This is a genomic window from Methylotenera sp. G11, assembly GCF_000799735.1.
GTDB lineage: Bacteria > Pseudomonadota > Gammaproteobacteria > Burkholderiales > Methylophilaceae > Methylotenera.
The window spans coordinates 1,881,251-1,897,283 of the sequence record NZ_JUHH01000001.1 but is presented as its reverse complement, the minus strand read 5'-3'; the positions used below and the strand labels follow the sequence as shown (position 1 = coordinate 1,897,283).

The window sequence follows — 16,033 nt, the reverse complement described above, 5'->3', positions numbered from 1 at the left end:
CTCGAATGTAACCATTAGCGTTAACAGCGAAATACAAAATGCAGAATCCATCTTATTTAGGTACATCATATTTAAATGCCGCACTTCTGACATTGGGCAACAGCTCGGCTTTCTTTCATGCCGAAGCGGCCTATAAGACCAGGCCGCTGGCGGTTTCAAAACGACAGCGCGCCGAAAACATTACGGTAGCGACATCCTGCCGGGACGCAACCGACCGCCGGGAAATCGAGCAGTTTATTCATGATGTGTTTGCAAAAACCTACGCGGCAAACGTGCAGCACTTTATGCCCGAACTGGTGAGCCTGCGTGATGAAGAAGGCGACCTGGTAGCGGCGTTCGGTTTGCGTAAGGCAGAAGAGTCACCGCTGTTTCTGGAGCAATACCTGGAAGCCCCGATCGAGACTGTATTCTCCAGCCGCTTTCACAGAACCATCACCCGCAGCCAGATCACTGAAATCGGCAACCTCGCTGTATCCAACCCGCGCAATGCCGGGGTATTAATTGCCCACGTGATTCAGCATAGTTTAGACTTAGGCTTGGAATGGGGCGTAGCTACAGCGCACCACAGCCTGCAGAATGGCCTGGTAAAAGGCGGCCGTGATCTTTATGCCTTACAGGCAGCTGACCCGGCAAGACTGGAACCGGCGGAATTTGCAAGCTGGGGTAGCTACTACAATAACTTACCGCAAGTGGTTGCGATTCGCGGAGTTGCACAAATTTGACTGTAAACTTTACCAGAAACGCACTGTTGCAGGCGGTTCGCCGCAATCATCCGGAGCAGATAGCGCTGCATGGCACTGACATATCGCTCACTTATGCAGAACTCGCTACTGCCGTAAGCCGCTTGGCGGAAGCATGGGCAGCACAGACCGGCAGACCGCAGGCCGCACAGCCAGCTACAATCGGGCTGGCCGTTGAAAACCACCCAGCCTGGATAGTGCTGGATCTGGCAGCCATGGCATGCAGCATGCCCCTGGTACCGCTCCCGTTCTTTTTCTCGCGTGAACAATGGCTGCATGCGATGCAGGATGCCGGTGTTTCGATACTGGTGACCGACCAGCCGCAGCTGTTTGAACCCTTGCTTGCAGACAATATCTCAAGTTGCAGCCAATTTGAACTGGCTGGAAAAACGCTCACACAGTTTGCGTTACGTCAGGTTGATCAAGTGAAGTTGCCGGACGGTACCGCTAAAATCACTTACACATCGGGCACGACCGGCAACCCGAAAGGGGTGTGCCTTAGCAATGAAAACATGCTCAATGTAGCCAGCGCGATTACTGCGGTCACCGAAGTGTCTCCTGCCGACAGACACTTAAGCGTGCTGCCGCTGGCCACCCTGCTAGAAAATGTCGCCGGTGTTTATGCATCACTGCTGGCAGGCGCCAGTTGCTACCTGCTGCCCAACCATGAAACCGGATTAAGCGGTGCGGTCGGGCTGGACATCAGGAAATTACTGGCAACGCTCGAAGACACCCAGGCCAGCACGGTCATCTTCACGCCTGAACTCCTGCACGCACTGGTGGTTTGCATTGAATCCGGGGCAAGCATCCCAGGCCACCTGCGCTTTCTGGCGGTAGGTGGCGCTTCCGTCTCGCCGGCGCTGCTGGAACGTGCAAATAAATTGCAGATTCCGGTCTATGAAGGCTACGGACTGTCTGAATGCGCATCTGTCGTTGCGCTGAACATTCCGTCCGGCAACAAGGCAGGCAGCGCAGGCAAGCCATTGCCGCATATTCAGCTGAGCTTCACCCATGAGCACGAAATTGTCGTTAACGGCAATGCTTACCTGGGCTATGTCGGGCAAGAGCAGCCCCGGCACAATATCGTGCATACCGGCGACATCGGCGAACTGGACGCAGATGGCTACCTGATCATTACCGGCCGCAAGAAAAATATTTTCATCACCTCATTCGGGCGCAATGTATCGCCGGAATGGGTAGAGCGCGAATTGAAAATCACCCCTTGCATCGTGCAGGCAGCGTTGTTCGGGGAAGCAAAACCCTGGAATGTGGCCATCATCGTCCCAAGGCCGGCAGCGACAGAACAACAGATCAATGACGCCATACAGGCGCTCAACGCCAGGCTACCCGACTACGCCAGAATCAGCAGATGGATTCTTGCCGATGCACCGTTCAGCGCCAGGAACCGGCAGCTTACATCCAACGGCCGCAACCGCCGCGATGCGATACTGCTGCACTATCAGGACCGTATTAACGCATTATACGAAGGAATATCCGCATGACTTTTTACCAGAAACTGCTGCAAGCCACCGAAAAAGAACGCAACGCACTCATGAGCACACCCTTGATCATCGAAGGAGTCAAAGGGAATATCTCACTTGAGGTTTACAGGGCGTTCCTCACACAGGCTTACCATCACGTCAAACATACCACGCCGCTGCTGATGTCCTGCGGCGGACGCCTGCCCGGCCATTATGAGTGGCTGCGTACCGCTATAGGTGAATACATCGAAGAAGAAATGGGCCATCAGGAATGGGTGCTGAACGATATTGCCGAATGCGGCGGCGACAAAGAAGCCGTTCGCGCGAGCCAATCGCCGGAAAACAGTGCCAGCCTAGCGACCGAGGTCATGGTGGCCTATGCATACGACATGATCAGCCGCATCAACCCGGTTGGTTTTTTCGGCATGGTGCTGGTACTTGAAGGCACCAGCACCTCAGTGGCGACACAGGCCGGCGAAACCCTGATCAAGAGCTTGAACCTGCCTAAGAAAGCGTTCAGCTACCTGCTTTCACACGGCTCGCTCGACATCAGCCACGTGTCATTCTACGAAAGCCTGGTCAACCAGATCACTGATGAGAACGACCAAGCCTGCCTGATTCACAGCGCAAAAATATTTTATCAATTGTATGGCGATATTTTCCGTACAATAGAAGCCGAATACATGCACAAATAAGGCAGGTTCTCGATGGAACTCAAAAACAAACGCATCATACTCACCGGCGCCACCGGTGGCATCGGCAGGCACATTGCGCTACTGCTGGCGCGCAAGGGAGCGTTGCTGGCGCTGGTAGGCCGCAATGCTAACAATCTGGAAGAGTTAGCCAACGAAATCAACAACAAAGGCGGCAAAGCCAGCACCATCGTTGCCGACTTTGAACTCGCAGGGGCTGCCCGGCAGGTTGCCATGCAAGCGCATGAAAAACTGGGCAGCATCGACATCCTGATCAACAATGCCGCGATTATGGATTTCATCCGGTTTGAAGATCAAAGCCAGGAGCGTATCGCACACATGATACAGACCAATGTGACGGCCACCATCCAGCTGGCACATGCGGTACTGCCGGCATTCAAGGCAGTCGGCCAGGGACATTTTGTGATGATAGGCTCGATTCTGGGCTCGCTGGGCTTTCCGTATTACGCCACCTATTGCGCCAGCAAGTTCGCTGTACACGGCTTTTCGCAGGCGCTGCGCCGCGAATTGGTAGATACGGACATCGGGGTCACCTACATCGCGCCGCGAGGCGTGAACACGCCCCTGAATGACGCAGCCACCCTCGCCATGCTTGCAAAAACCGGCGGCAACCTGGATGAACCGGGAAAAATAGCCGCTATCGTGGTCAACGCGCTGGAACAGGAAAAACAGGAAGTATTCATCGGACAACCGGAGTCATTCTTTGCCTGGCTTAACGGCGTTGCGCCCAAGATCGTGAATTTAGGCCTGAGGAAACAAGCCCGTGTGGCGAAATCATTCGCCATCAGAAAGCTGAAATAACTGTTTTAGCGTTACAGGTAAAGCACTACCGGAAATACAGTGACCGCCAGAACCACCAATAGCCACTGCATACCCCACCGCTCCAGGTGACCGGTAAAATGTAAAACCAAAGCTGATATTGCAACCAAGTAATACAGCAGATAGAGAATTAATGCCATATATCCCCACTAGAATCATTATTAAGTTTCGTTATTTTTGGAGCTAGTGTAACAAAAAAGAATTAACAAAACTTAATTTTCATCATTCAGTCGCAATTCTTTACAATCTCACCAGCACTTCCAATCTCTCCGGCAGGCCTTTCGCTGCTGAAAAACAATAAACCCGCCTTGCATACGGCGCTTTAATTTTCGGCATTGCGTCGTTTTTCCGGGTCATTCCCGACTTAAACACTTGGTTTTATGGCAGTTTTAGCGTATATTTCCATGATTGCTAGGGGTCTGTATTTTTAACGCGGCATTTCATGAATGCCGTCTGCCGAATATAGTGAGACACACCCTTTGAACCTGATGCGGGTCATGCCGCCGTAGGGAATGCAGCGTTTACTGCTCCCTATGATTTATTAATTTTTCAAAAAGCAGGCAATGATAATCCCTATCAATGCGGCTTTTCCTGGAGCACACAGTGAACGCGACTGATAAAAATCTTTCCAAATTTCTTAATGAAACCGCCTCTGTAGACGAAGGCGCGACCAAACCGTTTGCTAAATCACGCAAAGTTTATGTCGAAGGTTCGCGCCCGGACATCCGCGTACCATTCCGTGAAATTTCATTAAGCGACACCCCTTCAGCTTTTGGCGCTGAGAAAAACCCGCCTGTCGTGGTTTACGATACCAGCGGTCCTTACACCGACCCGGCTGTCAGCATCGATATTCGCAATGGCCTGCCTGCATTGCGTGCAAAATGGATCGAAGAGCGTAACGACACGGAGCAGCTGGACGGCCCGACTTCCAGCTTCGGCCAGCAACGCCTGACTGATCCGGAACTCGCTGAAATGCGCTTCAACCTGCACCGCAAACCATTGCGTGCAAAAGCCGGCATGAACGTTTCGCAAATGCATTACGCACGCAAAGGCATCATCACTCCCGAAATGGAGTTCATCGCCATCCGTGAAAACCAGCGCCGCGAAAACATGAGCGAACTGCTGCAGACACAACATCCCGGCCAGAACTTCGGGGCGAACATCCCTAAAGTGATTACGCCGGAATTTGTACGTGATGAAGTAGCACGTGGCCGCGCCATTATCCCAATGAACATCAACCACCCGGAAATCGAGCCCATGATTATCGGCCGCAATTTCCTGGTAAAAATCAACGCCAATATCGGCAACTCTGCACTGGGTTCTTCCATCAGTGAAGAAGTCGAAAAAATGGTGTGGGGTACACGCTGGGGCGGCGACACGGTAATGGACCTGTCCACCGGCAAAAACATTCACGAAACCCGCGAATGGATCATCCGCAACTCACCGGTACCTATCGGCACCGTGCCTATCTACCAGGCGCTGGAAAAAGTAGACGGCAAGGCTGAAGACCTGACTTGGGAAATCTTCCGCGACACCTTGATTGAACAAGCAGAACAAGGCGTGGATTACTTCACTATCCACGCCGGCGTACGCCTGGCTTACATCCCGATGACGGCAAAACGCATGACCGGTATCGTGTCGCGTGGCGGCTCCATCATGGCGAAATGGTGTCTGGCACATCACAAAGAGTCATTCCTGTACGAACACTTTGAAGACATCTGCGAAATCATGAAACAGTATGACGTTTCATTCAGCCTGGGCGATGGCCTGCGTCCTGGTTCGATCTACGACGCCAACGATGAAGCGCAGTTTGCAGAACTGAAAACACTGGGTGAGCTGACACAGATCGCATGGAAGCACGACGTGCAATGTATGATCGAAGGCCCGGGCCACGTGCCGATGCACCTGATCAAAGAAAACATGGACCTGCAACTGGAACATTGCGGTGAAGCTCCGTTCTACACCTTAGGGCCTTTGACTACCGACATCGCTCCAGGCTATGACCACATCACCTCAGGCATCGGCGCCGCCATGATCGGCTGGTACGGCTGTGCCATGCTGTGCTACGTAACGCCGAAAGAGCATTTGGGCCTGCCGGATAAAGAAGACGTGCGCGTTGGCATCATCACCTACAAGATCGCAGCACACGCGGCTGACCTGGCAAAAGGCCACCCGGGTGCGCAGATCCGTGACAACGCTTTATCAAAAGCACGCTTTGAATTTAGATGGGAAGACCAGTTCAACCTCGGCCTGGATCCGGAAAAAGCCAAGGAATTCCACGACGAGACATTGCCACAGGAAGGCGCAAAACAAGCGCACTTCTGCTCGATGTGCGGCCCGCATTTCTGCTCGATGAAAATCTCGCAGGATGTGCGCGACTACGCGGCAGAGCAAGGTGTTTCAGAACAGGAAGCGCTCACCAAAGGCATGCAGGAAAAAGCCATTGAGTTTGTGAAAAAAGGGGCTGAAGTCTATCAAAAAGTCTAAGCCAAACCGTTCGCCATTCCCGCGAACTACAAAGGTCAGCATCGCTCATCCAGACCGCTCAAGCGGCAAGGGCTAGTGCGATAGGCGGATATCCAGTCAAAAAGCCAGCAAATGCTGGCTTTTTGACTTTAAACTTATACCCCAATTATTGCGGCCGGATATTCTGCAACCGTGCTATCGGCCGTCATCAGCATAATGCCTTCCACGATTGTCTGTGCAACCAGCATACGGTCAAACGGGTCTTTATGAATATTTGGGAGTGTTTCTACAGCCAATGTGTGGGCGCTATTAATGGTAATTTCTTCGAACCCATAATCAAGCAAGTTGCGACGTAACACGGGTAAATCCACCTTAAAATCTGTTCTGCCAAGCTTATTTTTAATGGATATTTCCCACAAGCTCGCGGCACTGAAATAAAGCTGATTTTGCGGATCTTCCAGCATCTTTCTTGCCTGCGCTGAAAGCTGCTGGGGGTTACCCGCTACCCAAAGCAGCACATGCGTATCGAGCAATATTTTCATGCTCATCATTCAGCTCCGAACAATTCGACAATCTCATTTTTGCCCATTTGGTCAAAATCGTCGGGCACAACTATTTGTCCAACCATAAAGCCAAGACGATTTTTTGTATTAGCCTGTGGCGCATCCAGCCTTGAGACTTTAACCAAGGGTTTGCCAGCCTTTGCGATAATAAATGACTCGCCGTGAACCGCCTGGTCTATCAGCTTAGATAGCTGTGTTTTTGCTTCATGAATATTAACTGTTTGCATGATACATCCTATAAACTAAGTTAAGTTAGTTTAGTTTAAATCATTTTATTTTAATAGTAAATCATTGAATGAACGTAGATATTTAAAAGATTATCTCTTTATTTTGTTAAAATGCCTCAATTATATAAAACCAGTTAGCCATATTTTGACCACACTCAAACTCAACAAAAAACCTGGTGATGCTCCTGCCGTTACGGCAAAAAAACCACCCGTGCGCCGCAACAACGCACTGCCGCGAGACCGCTCCACCGCGCCTGTTAAACCACAGCGCGCCGAGGCTCCGCAATCACGCGATCAGCAGGCACCTGCTGCATCCAGGCAAGAACCGCAGCGCCAGCGCAACCATCGCCACGATGGCGGCTTGCATGCGCCAGCACCGGCAAGGCAGCCGGCACCGGATAGCCGTGCGCCATCTTCCCGTCCGATGCATGTAGATGCGCGCAGAAATGACTCCACCAGCCGCGACAGGGCTGACCGTGAAGGCAATTATCGCAATCCACCGCGCCGTGGCGGCAAGGCGCGTGATGGTTTTGTAGCCAGTGAGTTTGATAAAAACCGCTCGAATAAAGAAGCTTCTGCTGCCAAGGCGAATGCAAGCCAGCCTGAACAGCCGCGCCTATCAAAAGTGATGGCTGAACGCGGCCTTTGCTCGCGTCGGGAAGCAGACGAATGGATCGCCAACGGCTGGGTAAAAGTGAACGGGGAGGTTATCGAAACCTTAGGTACGCGCATAGACCCGGATGCCGAAATCATCATCAGCAGCTACGCACAGGAAACACAAGCTGAAAATGTAACCATCATCCTGCACAAACCCGTAGGCTATGTGAGCGGGCAGGCAGAAGACGGCTATGAGCCGGCTGTTGTACTGGTACACCCGGACAACCAGTGGCCAGACGATCCGGAACTGCACAAACACAACCCCAGGCAGTTCCACCGCGGCATGCTGCGCGGCCTGGCACCGGCAGGGCGCCTGGATATCGATTCAACCGGCATGCTGGTACTCACGCAGGATGGCCGTGTTGCGCGCCATTTGATTGGCGAAGACTCCACGGTTGAGAAAGAATACCTGGTGCGCGTCACAGGCGAACTGAGCGATGCCGGCTTGAAACAGCTGAATTTTGGCTTGAGCCTGGATGGCGAAAAACTGAAACCGGCCAAAGTCAGCTGGCAAAATGAAGACCAGTTACGTTTTGTATTGCGTGAAGGCAAAAAACGCCAGATCCGCCGCATGTGCGAAATGGTCGGGCTGCATGTGGTTGGCTTGAAGCGCATCCGTATCGGCAGCATTACCTTGGGCAAACTACCGGTTGGACAGTGGCGCTACCTGCGCCCTGAAGAGCGCTTTTAGGCTGAGTTCGATTTTTCTGAATTCAAGTTTGCTAAATTCAAGTTTGCTGAATTCAATTTTCAAGTACCTTTGCACGGATTGGGCAGACACTGCCATCCACGCAGATGGTCCATATTTTTTTAGGAGTGACGATGGGATTATTTGATAGCCTTGCGGGCAGCATGTTAGGTAAACTGGGCGGCGAAAAGGGCGCCATTGCACAAGTGGCTGTAGACTTGTTCAATCAGAACGGCGGGCTGCCGGGCGTACTGGAGAAATTCAAGGCCGCCGGTTTTGCCGATGAGGTAGCCTCATGGGTGGGCAAAGGTGCAAACCAGCAAATCTCAGCAGCACAGATTACCCAGGTTCTGGGCAGCGCAACCATTAGCACGGCAGCAGCCAGACTCGGCCTGAATGCTGACGAAATCAGTTCTAAAATCGCAGAATACCTGCCGCAGGTGATAGACCGCATGACCCCTGACGGTGAGGTGGGTAAAGACTCAGGCAATCTGCTCGCCACGATGCTGGGCATGCTCAAATAAAATCACTCACTCATCAAGAACGGGCGTTTTTAGCCCGTTCTTAAACGCTGGCAGAACAATAATATGGATTTAATCTTACTTTTCAAAGCGCTCATTCAAGGTCTGGTAGAGGGGGCGACTGAATTTCTGCCTATCAGCAGTACCGGCCACCTGATCATCGTAGGCGACTTGCTCAATTTTAATGACGACAAAGCCAAAGTATTCGACATTGTGATTCAACTGGCCGCAATCCTGGCCGTTTGCTGGGAATATCGCCGCAAACTGGTCAATACCGCCCTGCACATTACCAGCCAGACCAAAGCACAGAATTTCTCACTCAACCTGCTGATCGCATTCTTGCCGGCAGCCTTGATCGGCCTGGTGTTTCACGGCAAGATCAAAGAATTCCTATTTACGCCGATCACGGTCGCCATCGCCCTGATACTGGGTGGCCTGGCGATTCTGCTGATTGAAAAAATGCCGCTGAAAGGCAAAACCGTTTCCATAGACGACATGACACGAAAACAGGCCTGGCAGATAGGTTTTGCCCAGGCTGTCGCACTTATTCCTGGCGTATCACGTTCCGGGGCGACGATCCTGGGCGGCATGCTGTTCGGCCTTAACCGTCATACCGCTACCGAATTCTCATTCTTCCTGGCGATTCCTATCATGTTTGCGGCAACCGGTTACGATCTGCTCAAAAACTGGCAGTTGCTTTCCATAGATGACCTTGGCATGTTTGCCGTGGGTTTTATCACCGCATTCACATCGGCGCTCATCGCGATCAAATTCCTGCTGCGCTTTGTGGCAAGTCATGATTTTAAAATATTTGCCTGGTACCGTATCGCTCTGGGCTTAATCGTGATCTGGTATTTCAAGTAAAAATCGGCGAATAAGTACTTACCCATATTGCAGAAAACAGCAGTAAAGTCTAATCTGTTTAAAAAATAAAACCATGAATTGATAGAGTAAACCATGAATAAACTGATGAAATATGGCTTGTTTGGTCTGGGCGGCGTCATTGCCTTATTAGTGTTAGTAGTGGCGGTGATTGCAGCAACTTTCAACCCGAACGATTACAAGCCGCTCATCGTCAAAATGGTTAAAGAAAAAAAAGAGCGCACCCTGAATATCGAGGGTGACATCAAACTCGCATTCTGGCCAAAAATTGGCGCCAACCTGGGCAAGGTTTCCATCTCAGAACATCAGTCCGATAAAGAATTCGCCTCCATCCAGAGCGCTCAGGTCGCACTCGCAGTATTGCCGCTGTTAAAGAAACAGCTGGTGGTTGATACCGTTTACATCGATGGCGCCAAAGCCAACATCATCAAATACAAAGATGGCTCCACCAACTTCGATGACCTGCTGAGCAAGGAAGAAGAATCCGAACAGATTAAATTCGATATAGACGGCGTCAAAGTGACGAACTCGGCTGCGACCTACACGGATGAAAGCTCCGGTGCCCAATACGCATTATCAAAATTCAATCTGAGCTCGGGTCATATCGCATTGGCGGAACCCGTTGAGCTGGCTACCGATTTCAGCGTTACGGCGAACCAGCCTGCGCTTGCCGCCGACGTTAAAATCAAGGGTAAATTCCTGGCAGATCCGGAAGACAAGCACTTCTTTGCCAAAGGGCTTGATGCTGCCATCACAGGCGATCTGCTGGGCGGCAAAGGCGTGTCGGTCACCGCCAGCGGTGATATTGACGCCAAGCCCGAAACGCGTGAATTTTTGGTTGACAGTTTAAAAGTTGCGCTGGCAGGCCAGTTCAGCGGGGCAAAGATCACGTTGGACTTGAACGCGCCTGAACTCATTGCGAAAAAAGACGAAGTCACCGGCAAGAAAGTAAACGTCAACCTGGCGCAAGACAAAGCCGGCGATACCTTCAAGGCGAATCTGATATTGGCCGACATCAAAGGCTCGCCGAAAGCGCTGCAAAGCAGCGGCATCAGCGGCGACATTTCAGGCAAGCAGGGCGCCCGCTCCATTAGCGGCAAATTTTCCTCCCCCTTTCAGGGCAACCTTGAGAACCTGATCTTTGACCTGCCGAAACTGGCAGGCAATGTCGATATCAAAGACCCGGCATTACCTAACGGTGCCGCAAAAGTCGGCTTCGCACTCAGCCTGCATACCGATGCCAAACAAGAGCAAGTGAACAGCAAGTTCAACCTGGATGTGGATGCGACCAGACTCAATGGCGATGTTGCCGTTGCCAGCTTCAAAAAGCCGAACGTCAGATTCAATATCAATGCCGATACGCTGGATCTGAATAAACTGCTGGGCAGCAGCAAGCCCCAGAAAGCCGCGCCGGCCAGTGACAAACCGGCTGATTTGTCTGCGTTAAAGAATATCCTGCTGGATGGCAAGATCAACATCGGCAATTTACTCTATGACAAATACCGTTTAGCCGGCCTCAACGTGAATATTAAAGCCGACGGTGAAAAACTGGCCTTAACCGGCCTTAACGTCAAGCTGGATGACAGCAGCATTAAAGGCAACTTTGGCATCAGCCATTTTGCCAAGCCGCTATATACCTTTGATGTCGATATCGACCAGGTTGACGTTGACCGCTATGTTTCAGCCAAAGGCGGCACAGCGCCGGCGGATAAGGCAGCCGGCAAGGGCGACGACAAACCGCTGGATCTTAGCGCACTGAAAGCGCTCAATGCAGATGGCTCGCTACGTATCGGCAGCCTGAAGTATGGCAAAACCAAAGCCTCGAACGTGCGCATCGACTTAAAGGCAGACGGGCAGAAACTAAGCCTGAACCCACTGGCAGCAAAAGTGGATGACAGCCAGGTCAATGCCAATGTCGGCATCACACGTTTTCATGACCCGATTTATAGCTTTAACCTGAACATCGATAAACTGGACGCCGATAAATACATCACCAAAAGTGACCAGCCTGCCGCAAAAAATACTGGCGACACACCGATTGACCTGAGTGCGCTAAAAAAGCTCAATGCAAGCGGCGAAGCCAAAATCGGCTGGCTTAAGCTTGCCAACGTCAAAACACAGAATGTGAACATCGGCCTTAAAGCCGCCGATGGCATCGCCACGGTATCGCCATTTGCCGCCAACCTGTATCAGGGCAGCATGGATGGCGTGCTCAAGGTTGATGCGCGCGGCACGCCCGGCATTACGTTCAAACAGGACATGAAAAACATCGCAATCGGCCCGTTGCTGGTAGATGCGATCAACAATGACATGCTGGATGGCAAAGGCACCCTGAATGTCGATGTAACAACATCGGGCAATACGGTAAGCGCCCTTAAAAAAGCGCTGGCTGGCAAGGCTGCGGTGAATCTGGCTGATGGCGCAGTCAAGGGCATCGATATTGCAGGCACGGTTCGCGACATGAAATCCAAGCTCAACCTGTTCAAGGACAAAAACAGCATTGGAGCGGATCAGTCCAAGAAAACGGATTTCAGCGAGCTTAGCGCATCGTTCGATATCAAGAACGGCGTAGCGCACAATGAAGACCTGAGTATGAAAGCGCCTATCCTGCGCCTGGCTAAAGGCGATAGCCGGGGTGATATTGATATCGGCAATGAAACCATTAACTACCTGGCCAAACCTACGATTGTCAAATCATTAAAAGGGCAGGGCGGTGCCGACCTGGATTCTTTAGCCGGCTTGAGCATTCCGGTAAAAATCACCGGCACGTTCTCGGCCCCTAAATACGGCATGGACTTTGCCGCGATTGGGGCGGCAATGGCTAAATCCAACCTGCTGGATAAAGTAGGCGGCGAAAAAGGTGCTGCCGTTAAAGAACTGATCGGCGACGGCGACAAAACAAAAGCGCTGGAAAGCCTGCTAGGCAAAAAGAAACCGGCAGACACCGCAACCGCGCCGGCACCGGCCGATGGCGCCACTAGCGGCACTGCCCCGGCTGAAGCGCCGAAAACACCTGAAGAGACCGCTAAAGAAAAAGCGGCACAGGAACTGAAAAAACTATTCAAGTTTTAAACAAAACCCGCTCAGACAACTGCCGCCCGTATATCGATAGCGGCAGTTTTCCCGGCTTATCCCGGAGCCGACCGACTATCACCGGAGCCATCAGCGTTATGCCCGGCCGGGACAAAGAGTACATCAAGACCCTATGACTGATTTTTCAAGCCGCCTGATCGTTTGGCAAAAACAACACGGTCGTCATGACCTGCCCTGGCAGAACACGACCGACCCTTACGCCATCTGGGTATCGGAAATCATGCTGCAGCAGACGCAGGTTACGGCGGTCATCGGCTATTACAGCAAGTTCATGCAGCGATTTCCCACCATTGCCGCACTGGCGGATGCGACACAGGATGAAGTGCTGCAGCACTGGAGCGGCCTGGGCTACTACTCAAGGGCGCGCAACCTGCACAATGCCGCACAAACCATTATGGATGAGCATGGCGGGGTGTTTCCGCAAGACTTCGCAACTATCCAGGCATTGCCCGGCATTGGCCGCTCCACAGCAGCGGCTATCGCCTCGTTTGCCTTCAATCAGGTACAGACGATACTCGACGGCAATGTAAAACGCGTACTGGCCAGGCATTTTGCAGTGGAGGGCTGGCCTGGCACGCCTAAGATCGAGAAAGAACTCTGGTCGCTGGCAGAAAGCCTGCTGCCGAAGACAGAGATGGTGGCCTACACCCAGGGCCTGATGGATCTGGGTGCTACGCTATGCAGCAGAAGCAGGCCGCAATGCCTGAACTGCCCGCTGCTTGCGTCCTGCCAGGCTTATCGGCAGCAGCGTGTCAATCAGCTGCCTACGCCCAAACCACGCAAGGCCACGCCGGAAAAACACACCATCATGCTCATATTGCTGCAAGGCGATAGCGTCATGCTGGAAAAACGTCCGCCCAGCGGCATCTGGGGTGGTTTATGGAGCTTTCCGGAGCTTGAGCAGGGTAGTGACTACACCGATATCGTACAGCAGCGATTCGGCATGTCTGTGTGCCCGCAAAAGGCATTGCCGGAATTAAGCCATGCTTTCACACATTTTAAATTGCACATTACACCGCAGCCCCTGCAAGTGAACGGTCCGCTTGCAAAAACCGGTGAGCCCGGCCAGGTCTGGCTAAGCATCGCAGATGCGCTCGGTGCCGCCATTCCAACACCGGTGCGCAAGATACTGCAAACGCTGCTCATTGAGGGCACCTAAGTCACGACGCCTAAGTCACGACGCCTAAGCCACGGCATTCAGGCCGCGGTATTGACTTACATCAATAGACGCCTTCGTTGCCTTGCCCAATCAGCTTGCCTGGCGTAGCATAGTAGTGAGAAAGTTGGCAGAGGGCGGAATTAAGCGCTCAGGTGATTGTCCATATTGATGTTGCCATTCCATGACTAATAAAAAAGGAGCATTTCAATGAGTAATAACATACCAAGCACTTCAGTAACCAAAGAGCAGCTGATCAGTGATTTCAAGGTCGTGATCGCAGATGCCGAGGCATTGCTGCGTGCTACCGCCAACCAGGGCGGCGAAGCCGTGACTAACCTGCGTGCGAAAGCGGAAGAATCGCTGGCGGCGGCAAAAGTGAAACTCGCAGACGCACAGGATGCACTGATTGAAAAAGGTAAAATCGCCGCCCAGGCAACGGACGATTATGTACATGAAAAACCATGGCATGCCGTAGGCATTGCAGCCGGTGTTGGCCTGGTTGTCGGCTTGCTCATCGGCAGGCGCTAGACTGCCATGGCAGAAACACCTCACCAGCCGGCAGAAGGCTTGCTGAACTCCCTCAAGAACCTGACCGTAACACTCATTGCGATCATTCACACCCGCCTTGAGTTGCTGAGTACCGATCTGGAAGAAGGGCGCGAGCGCTTTATTTCATTGCTGGCCATGGCCTTTGTTTCACTGTTCAGCCTGTGTTTTGGCGCAGTGCTGCTGACAATCCTGGTCGTGGTTGTGTTCTGGGATACGCACCGTTTACTGGTGCTGGGTTCGCTCACGGGGCTGTTCCTGATCACAGGCGCAGTATTGGGGGCAGTCGTGGTAAGCAAGTTGAAATCCATGCCGCGGATGTTTGAAGCAAGCCTTGCCGAGCTCATCAAAGACCACCAGGAAATTGACATCGATCGCTAAACGGCAGGAGTTGGTAATGAACGAAAAATTAGCTGCACTTGCCGCACGCAGGCAAGAACTGGTTGATAAAGCTGCATCACAGCGCACGGCACTGACACAATGCATGGAACCGCTGCGCCAGCCGCTGGTGATTGCCGGTCACGGCCTGGAAGTGGTGCGTTATTTCAGGAAACACCCAGTGCTGATGGTGGGCGTAAGTACCTTAACCGGCGTACTGATCCGCAAATTCCACATTGCCAGGATTAACGCATTGCTGCAGACTGGCTGGTCTGTATTCCAGCTGGTACGCGACATTCGTGAGTCCATACGCAGGGACTGATTGGTTACAGCAATAAAAAAAGCGGCTAAATAAGCCGCTTTTTTTTGCCAGTTGAAGCTGGCTTCAGATACGAAATCAGTTTTATGGGATGCAGAGCATGGCTCACAACCAAGCTCTGCGCCCATTAAATCGATTTTACTTTTGATCCCAGGAATCTTCCCACATACAGTGCTTGATCTTATGACGGTTTGCAATCAATTCATCAATTGACGGCTCATTGTTCAATGCACGTTTGATCGCCAGTTTAGTAGCTTCGTAGTTGTTCTTGTACATGTCGGCTTTGTCCAGCTTGCCTTCTTTTTCCAGCGGGATGCAACCTGGGTCGATCCACACCAGGCTGATGATGCACAAGTCGTTCGCTTGCTCTTTCGGGATGATGCCTTCGATCACACAGTCCAGAATCGCATCTGCAGTCGCAGCTTGCACTACGCCGCCGAACAAGCCTACATCGGTACTGCCTTTTAAGGTAACTTTTGGCACGGTCATGCAAACTGGACGCACCAGCTGGTTAATGTCACGCACTGCGAACATTGCCGTATGGCCTTTGCTTTGCGCCATCAGATTGGCAAATGCCTGGCCTACCGGGCCATCTACAGCACCGATTAAGATTTCAGGCATAGCAGCGGTTACGTCTTTACCTTCGCTGAATACGGTAGCTTCACCCGCTTTGAAAATGATCTTTGACATAAGAATTCCTTAAGAAATAGAATGTAGGGTTGTGAATAAAATGAATCTGAAAATTAAGCCGTTACGCTTAAATTTTTAAGTTAAGTCGAGA

The 16,033-nt window shown here is 51.9% G+C and carries 17 protein-coding genes and 1 riboswitch; of the genes, 13 read left to right on the top strand and 4 right to left on the bottom strand.

Annotated features, from left to right (window positions below; genetic code table 11):
* Positions 1-38: 38 nt before the first annotated feature.
* The 4 genes from GQ51_RS08785 to GQ51_RS08770 are packed head-to-tail and all read left to right on the top strand — an operon-like array spanning position 39 to position 3,735.
* Positions 39-722 (top strand): thermostable hemolysin, encoded by a 684-nt coding sequence (locus tag GQ51_RS08785; RefSeq protein ID WP_052177782.1) that lies wholly within the window; start codon positions 39-41, stop codon positions 720-722.
* Positions 719-2,242: an AMP-binding protein gene (locus tag GQ51_RS08780; protein WP_052177781.1), complete on the top strand. Its 1,524-nt coding sequence runs from the start codon at positions 719-721 to the stop codon at positions 2,240-2,242. Before GQ51_RS08785 ends, GQ51_RS08780 begins: the two co-directional genes overlap by 4 nt.
* On the top strand, positions 2,239-2,916 hold the full coding sequence (locus tag GQ51_RS08775; protein WP_047552165.1) for a TenA family transcriptional regulator: 678 nt from the start codon (positions 2,239-2,241) through the stop codon (positions 2,914-2,916). The genes GQ51_RS08780 and GQ51_RS08775 overlap by 4 nt, the downstream gene beginning before the upstream one ends.
* 12 nt (positions 2,917-2,928) lie before the next feature.
* Entirely contained in the window at positions 2,929-3,735 is an 807-nt protein-coding gene (locus tag GQ51_RS08770) for an SDR family oxidoreductase (protein WP_047552164.1), read from the top strand.
* Between the two features lie 11 nt (positions 3,736-3,746).
* On the opposite strand, the gene GQ51_RS12485 is transcribed toward GQ51_RS08770, so the two are convergent.
* The gene (locus GQ51_RS12485) at positions 3,747-3,893 is read right to left on the bottom strand and encodes a hypothetical protein (protein ID WP_200884413.1); all 147 of its coding nucleotides are present in this window, start codon (positions 3,891-3,893) and stop codon (positions 3,747-3,749) included.
* Positions 3,894-4,156: 263 nt separating this feature from the next.
* Positions 4,157-4,283: riboswitch (TPP riboswitch) on the top strand.
* A gap of 73 nt (positions 4,284-4,356) precedes the next feature.
* Here GQ51_RS12485 and thiC point away from each other — a divergent pair.
* Positions 4,357-6,240, top strand: a complete 1,884-nt coding sequence (thiC, locus tag GQ51_RS08765) for a phosphomethylpyrimidine synthase ThiC (protein WP_047554069.1) — start codon at positions 4,357-4,359, stop codon at positions 6,238-6,240.
* A gap of 134 nt (positions 6,241-6,374) precedes the next feature.
* On the opposite strand, the gene GQ51_RS08760 is transcribed toward thiC, so the two are convergent.
* Positions 6,375-6,767 (bottom strand): type II toxin-antitoxin system VapC family toxin, encoded by a 393-nt coding sequence (locus GQ51_RS08760; RefSeq protein ID WP_235276198.1) that lies wholly within the window; start codon positions 6,765-6,767, stop codon positions 6,375-6,377.
* Positions 6,767-7,009 carry a type II toxin-antitoxin system Phd/YefM family antitoxin gene (locus tag GQ51_RS08755; protein WP_047552163.1) on the bottom strand — a complete coding sequence of 81 codons (243 nt, stop codon included), beginning with the start codon at positions 7,007-7,009 and terminating at the stop codon, positions 6,767-6,769. Before GQ51_RS08755 ends, GQ51_RS08760 begins: the two co-directional genes overlap by 1 nt.
* A 145-nt stretch (positions 7,010-7,154) precedes the next feature.
* Here GQ51_RS08755 and GQ51_RS08750 point away from each other — a divergent pair, with 145 nt between their 5' ends.
* The 8 genes from GQ51_RS08750 to GQ51_RS08715 all read left to right on the top strand — a co-directional run bounded on the left by GQ51_RS08750 (position 7,155) and on the right by GQ51_RS08715 (position 15,255).
* The gene (locus GQ51_RS08750; protein WP_047552162.1) at positions 7,155-8,357 is read left to right on the top strand and encodes a pseudouridine synthase; all 1,203 of its coding nucleotides are present in this window, start codon (positions 7,155-7,157) and stop codon (positions 8,355-8,357) included.
* A 131-nt stretch (positions 8,358-8,488) separates the two neighbouring features.
* Positions 8,489-8,878, top strand: coding sequence for a YidB family protein (locus GQ51_RS08745; protein WP_047552161.1), 390 nt, complete (start codon positions 8,489-8,491; stop codon positions 8,876-8,878).
* A gap of 63 nt (positions 8,879-8,941) precedes the next feature.
* A complete protein-coding gene (locus tag GQ51_RS08740) occupies positions 8,942-9,739 on the top strand; it encodes an undecaprenyl-diphosphate phosphatase (protein ID WP_047552160.1) in 798 nt (265 codons plus the stop codon).
* A 93-nt stretch (positions 9,740-9,832) separates the two neighbouring features.
* On the top strand, positions 9,833-12,829 hold the full coding sequence (locus GQ51_RS08735; protein WP_047552159.1) for an AsmA family protein: 2,997 nt from the start codon (positions 9,833-9,835) through the stop codon (positions 12,827-12,829).
* Between the two features lie 133 nt (positions 12,830-12,962).
* Positions 12,963-14,009: an A/G-specific adenine glycosylase gene (gene mutY, locus GQ51_RS08730; protein ID WP_047552158.1), complete on the top strand. Its 1,047-nt coding sequence runs from the start codon at positions 12,963-12,965 to the stop codon at positions 14,007-14,009.
* Between the two features lie 207 nt (positions 14,010-14,216).
* Positions 14,217-14,537, top strand: a complete 321-nt coding sequence (locus tag GQ51_RS08725) for a DUF883 family protein (RefSeq protein WP_047552157.1) — start codon at positions 14,217-14,219, stop codon at positions 14,535-14,537.
* Positions 14,538-14,543: 6 nt separating this feature from the next.
* Positions 14,544-14,936: a phage holin family protein gene (locus GQ51_RS08720; protein ID WP_047552156.1), complete on the top strand. Its 393-nt coding sequence runs from the start codon at positions 14,544-14,546 to the stop codon at positions 14,934-14,936.
* Positions 14,937-14,952: 16 nt separating this feature from the next.
* On the top strand, positions 14,953-15,255 hold the full coding sequence (locus GQ51_RS08715; RefSeq protein ID WP_047552155.1) for a YqjK family protein: 303 nt from the start codon (positions 14,953-14,955) through the stop codon (positions 15,253-15,255).
* 135 nt (positions 15,256-15,390) lie between these two features.
* Here the strand turns inward: GQ51_RS08715 and fae are convergent, their stop codons facing one another.
* Positions 15,391-15,942: a formaldehyde-activating enzyme gene (gene fae / locus GQ51_RS08710; RefSeq protein WP_047552154.1), complete on the bottom strand. Its 552-nt coding sequence runs from the start codon at positions 15,940-15,942 to the stop codon at positions 15,391-15,393.
* Between the last annotated feature and the right edge of the window lie 91 nt (positions 15,943-16,033).

Bases quoted from the DNA above. Each gene is read 5' to 3' on its own strand.
- GQ51_RS08785 (WP_052177782.1), top strand. From the start codon at position 39: ATGCAGAATCCATCTTATTTAGGTACATCATATTTAAATGCCGCACTT.
- GQ51_RS08775 (WP_047552165.1), top strand. From the start codon at position 2,239: ATGACTTTTTACCAGAAACTGCTGCAAGCCACCGAAAAAGAACGCAAC.
- GQ51_RS08770 (WP_047552164.1), top strand. From the start codon at position 2,929: ATGGAACTCAAAAACAAACGCATCATACTCACCGGCGCCACCGGTGGC.
- GQ51_RS12485 (WP_200884413.1), bottom strand. From the start codon at position 3,893: ATGGCATTAATTCTCTATCTGCTGTATTACTTGGTTGCAATATCAGCT.
- GQ51_RS08760 (WP_235276198.1), bottom strand. From the start codon at position 6,767: ATGAGCATGAAAATATTGCTCGATACGCATGTGCTGCTTTGGGTAGCG.
- GQ51_RS08755 (WP_047552163.1), bottom strand. From the start codon at position 7,009: ATGCAAACAGTTAATATTCATGAAGCAAAAACACAGCTATCTAAGCTG.
- GQ51_RS08745 (WP_047552161.1), top strand. From the start codon at position 8,489: ATGGGATTATTTGATAGCCTTGCGGGCAGCATGTTAGGTAAACTGGGC.
- GQ51_RS08740 (WP_047552160.1), top strand. From the start codon at position 8,942: ATGGATTTAATCTTACTTTTCAAAGCGCTCATTCAAGGTCTGGTAGAG.
- GQ51_RS08735 (WP_047552159.1), top strand. From the start codon at position 9,833: ATGAATAAACTGATGAAATATGGCTTGTTTGGTCTGGGCGGCGTCATT.
- mutY (WP_047552158.1), top strand. From the start codon at position 12,963: ATGACTGATTTTTCAAGCCGCCTGATCGTTTGGCAAAAACAACACGGT.
- GQ51_RS08725 (WP_047552157.1), top strand. From the start codon at position 14,217: ATGAGTAATAACATACCAAGCACTTCAGTAACCAAAGAGCAGCTGATC.
- GQ51_RS08720 (WP_047552156.1), top strand. From the start codon at position 14,544: ATGGCAGAAACACCTCACCAGCCGGCAGAAGGCTTGCTGAACTCCCTC.
- GQ51_RS08715 (WP_047552155.1), top strand. From the start codon at position 14,953: ATGAACGAAAAATTAGCTGCACTTGCCGCACGCAGGCAAGAACTGGTT.
- fae (WP_047552154.1), bottom strand. From the start codon at position 15,942: ATGTCAAAGATCATTTTCAAAGCGGGTGAAGCTACCGTATTCAGCGAA.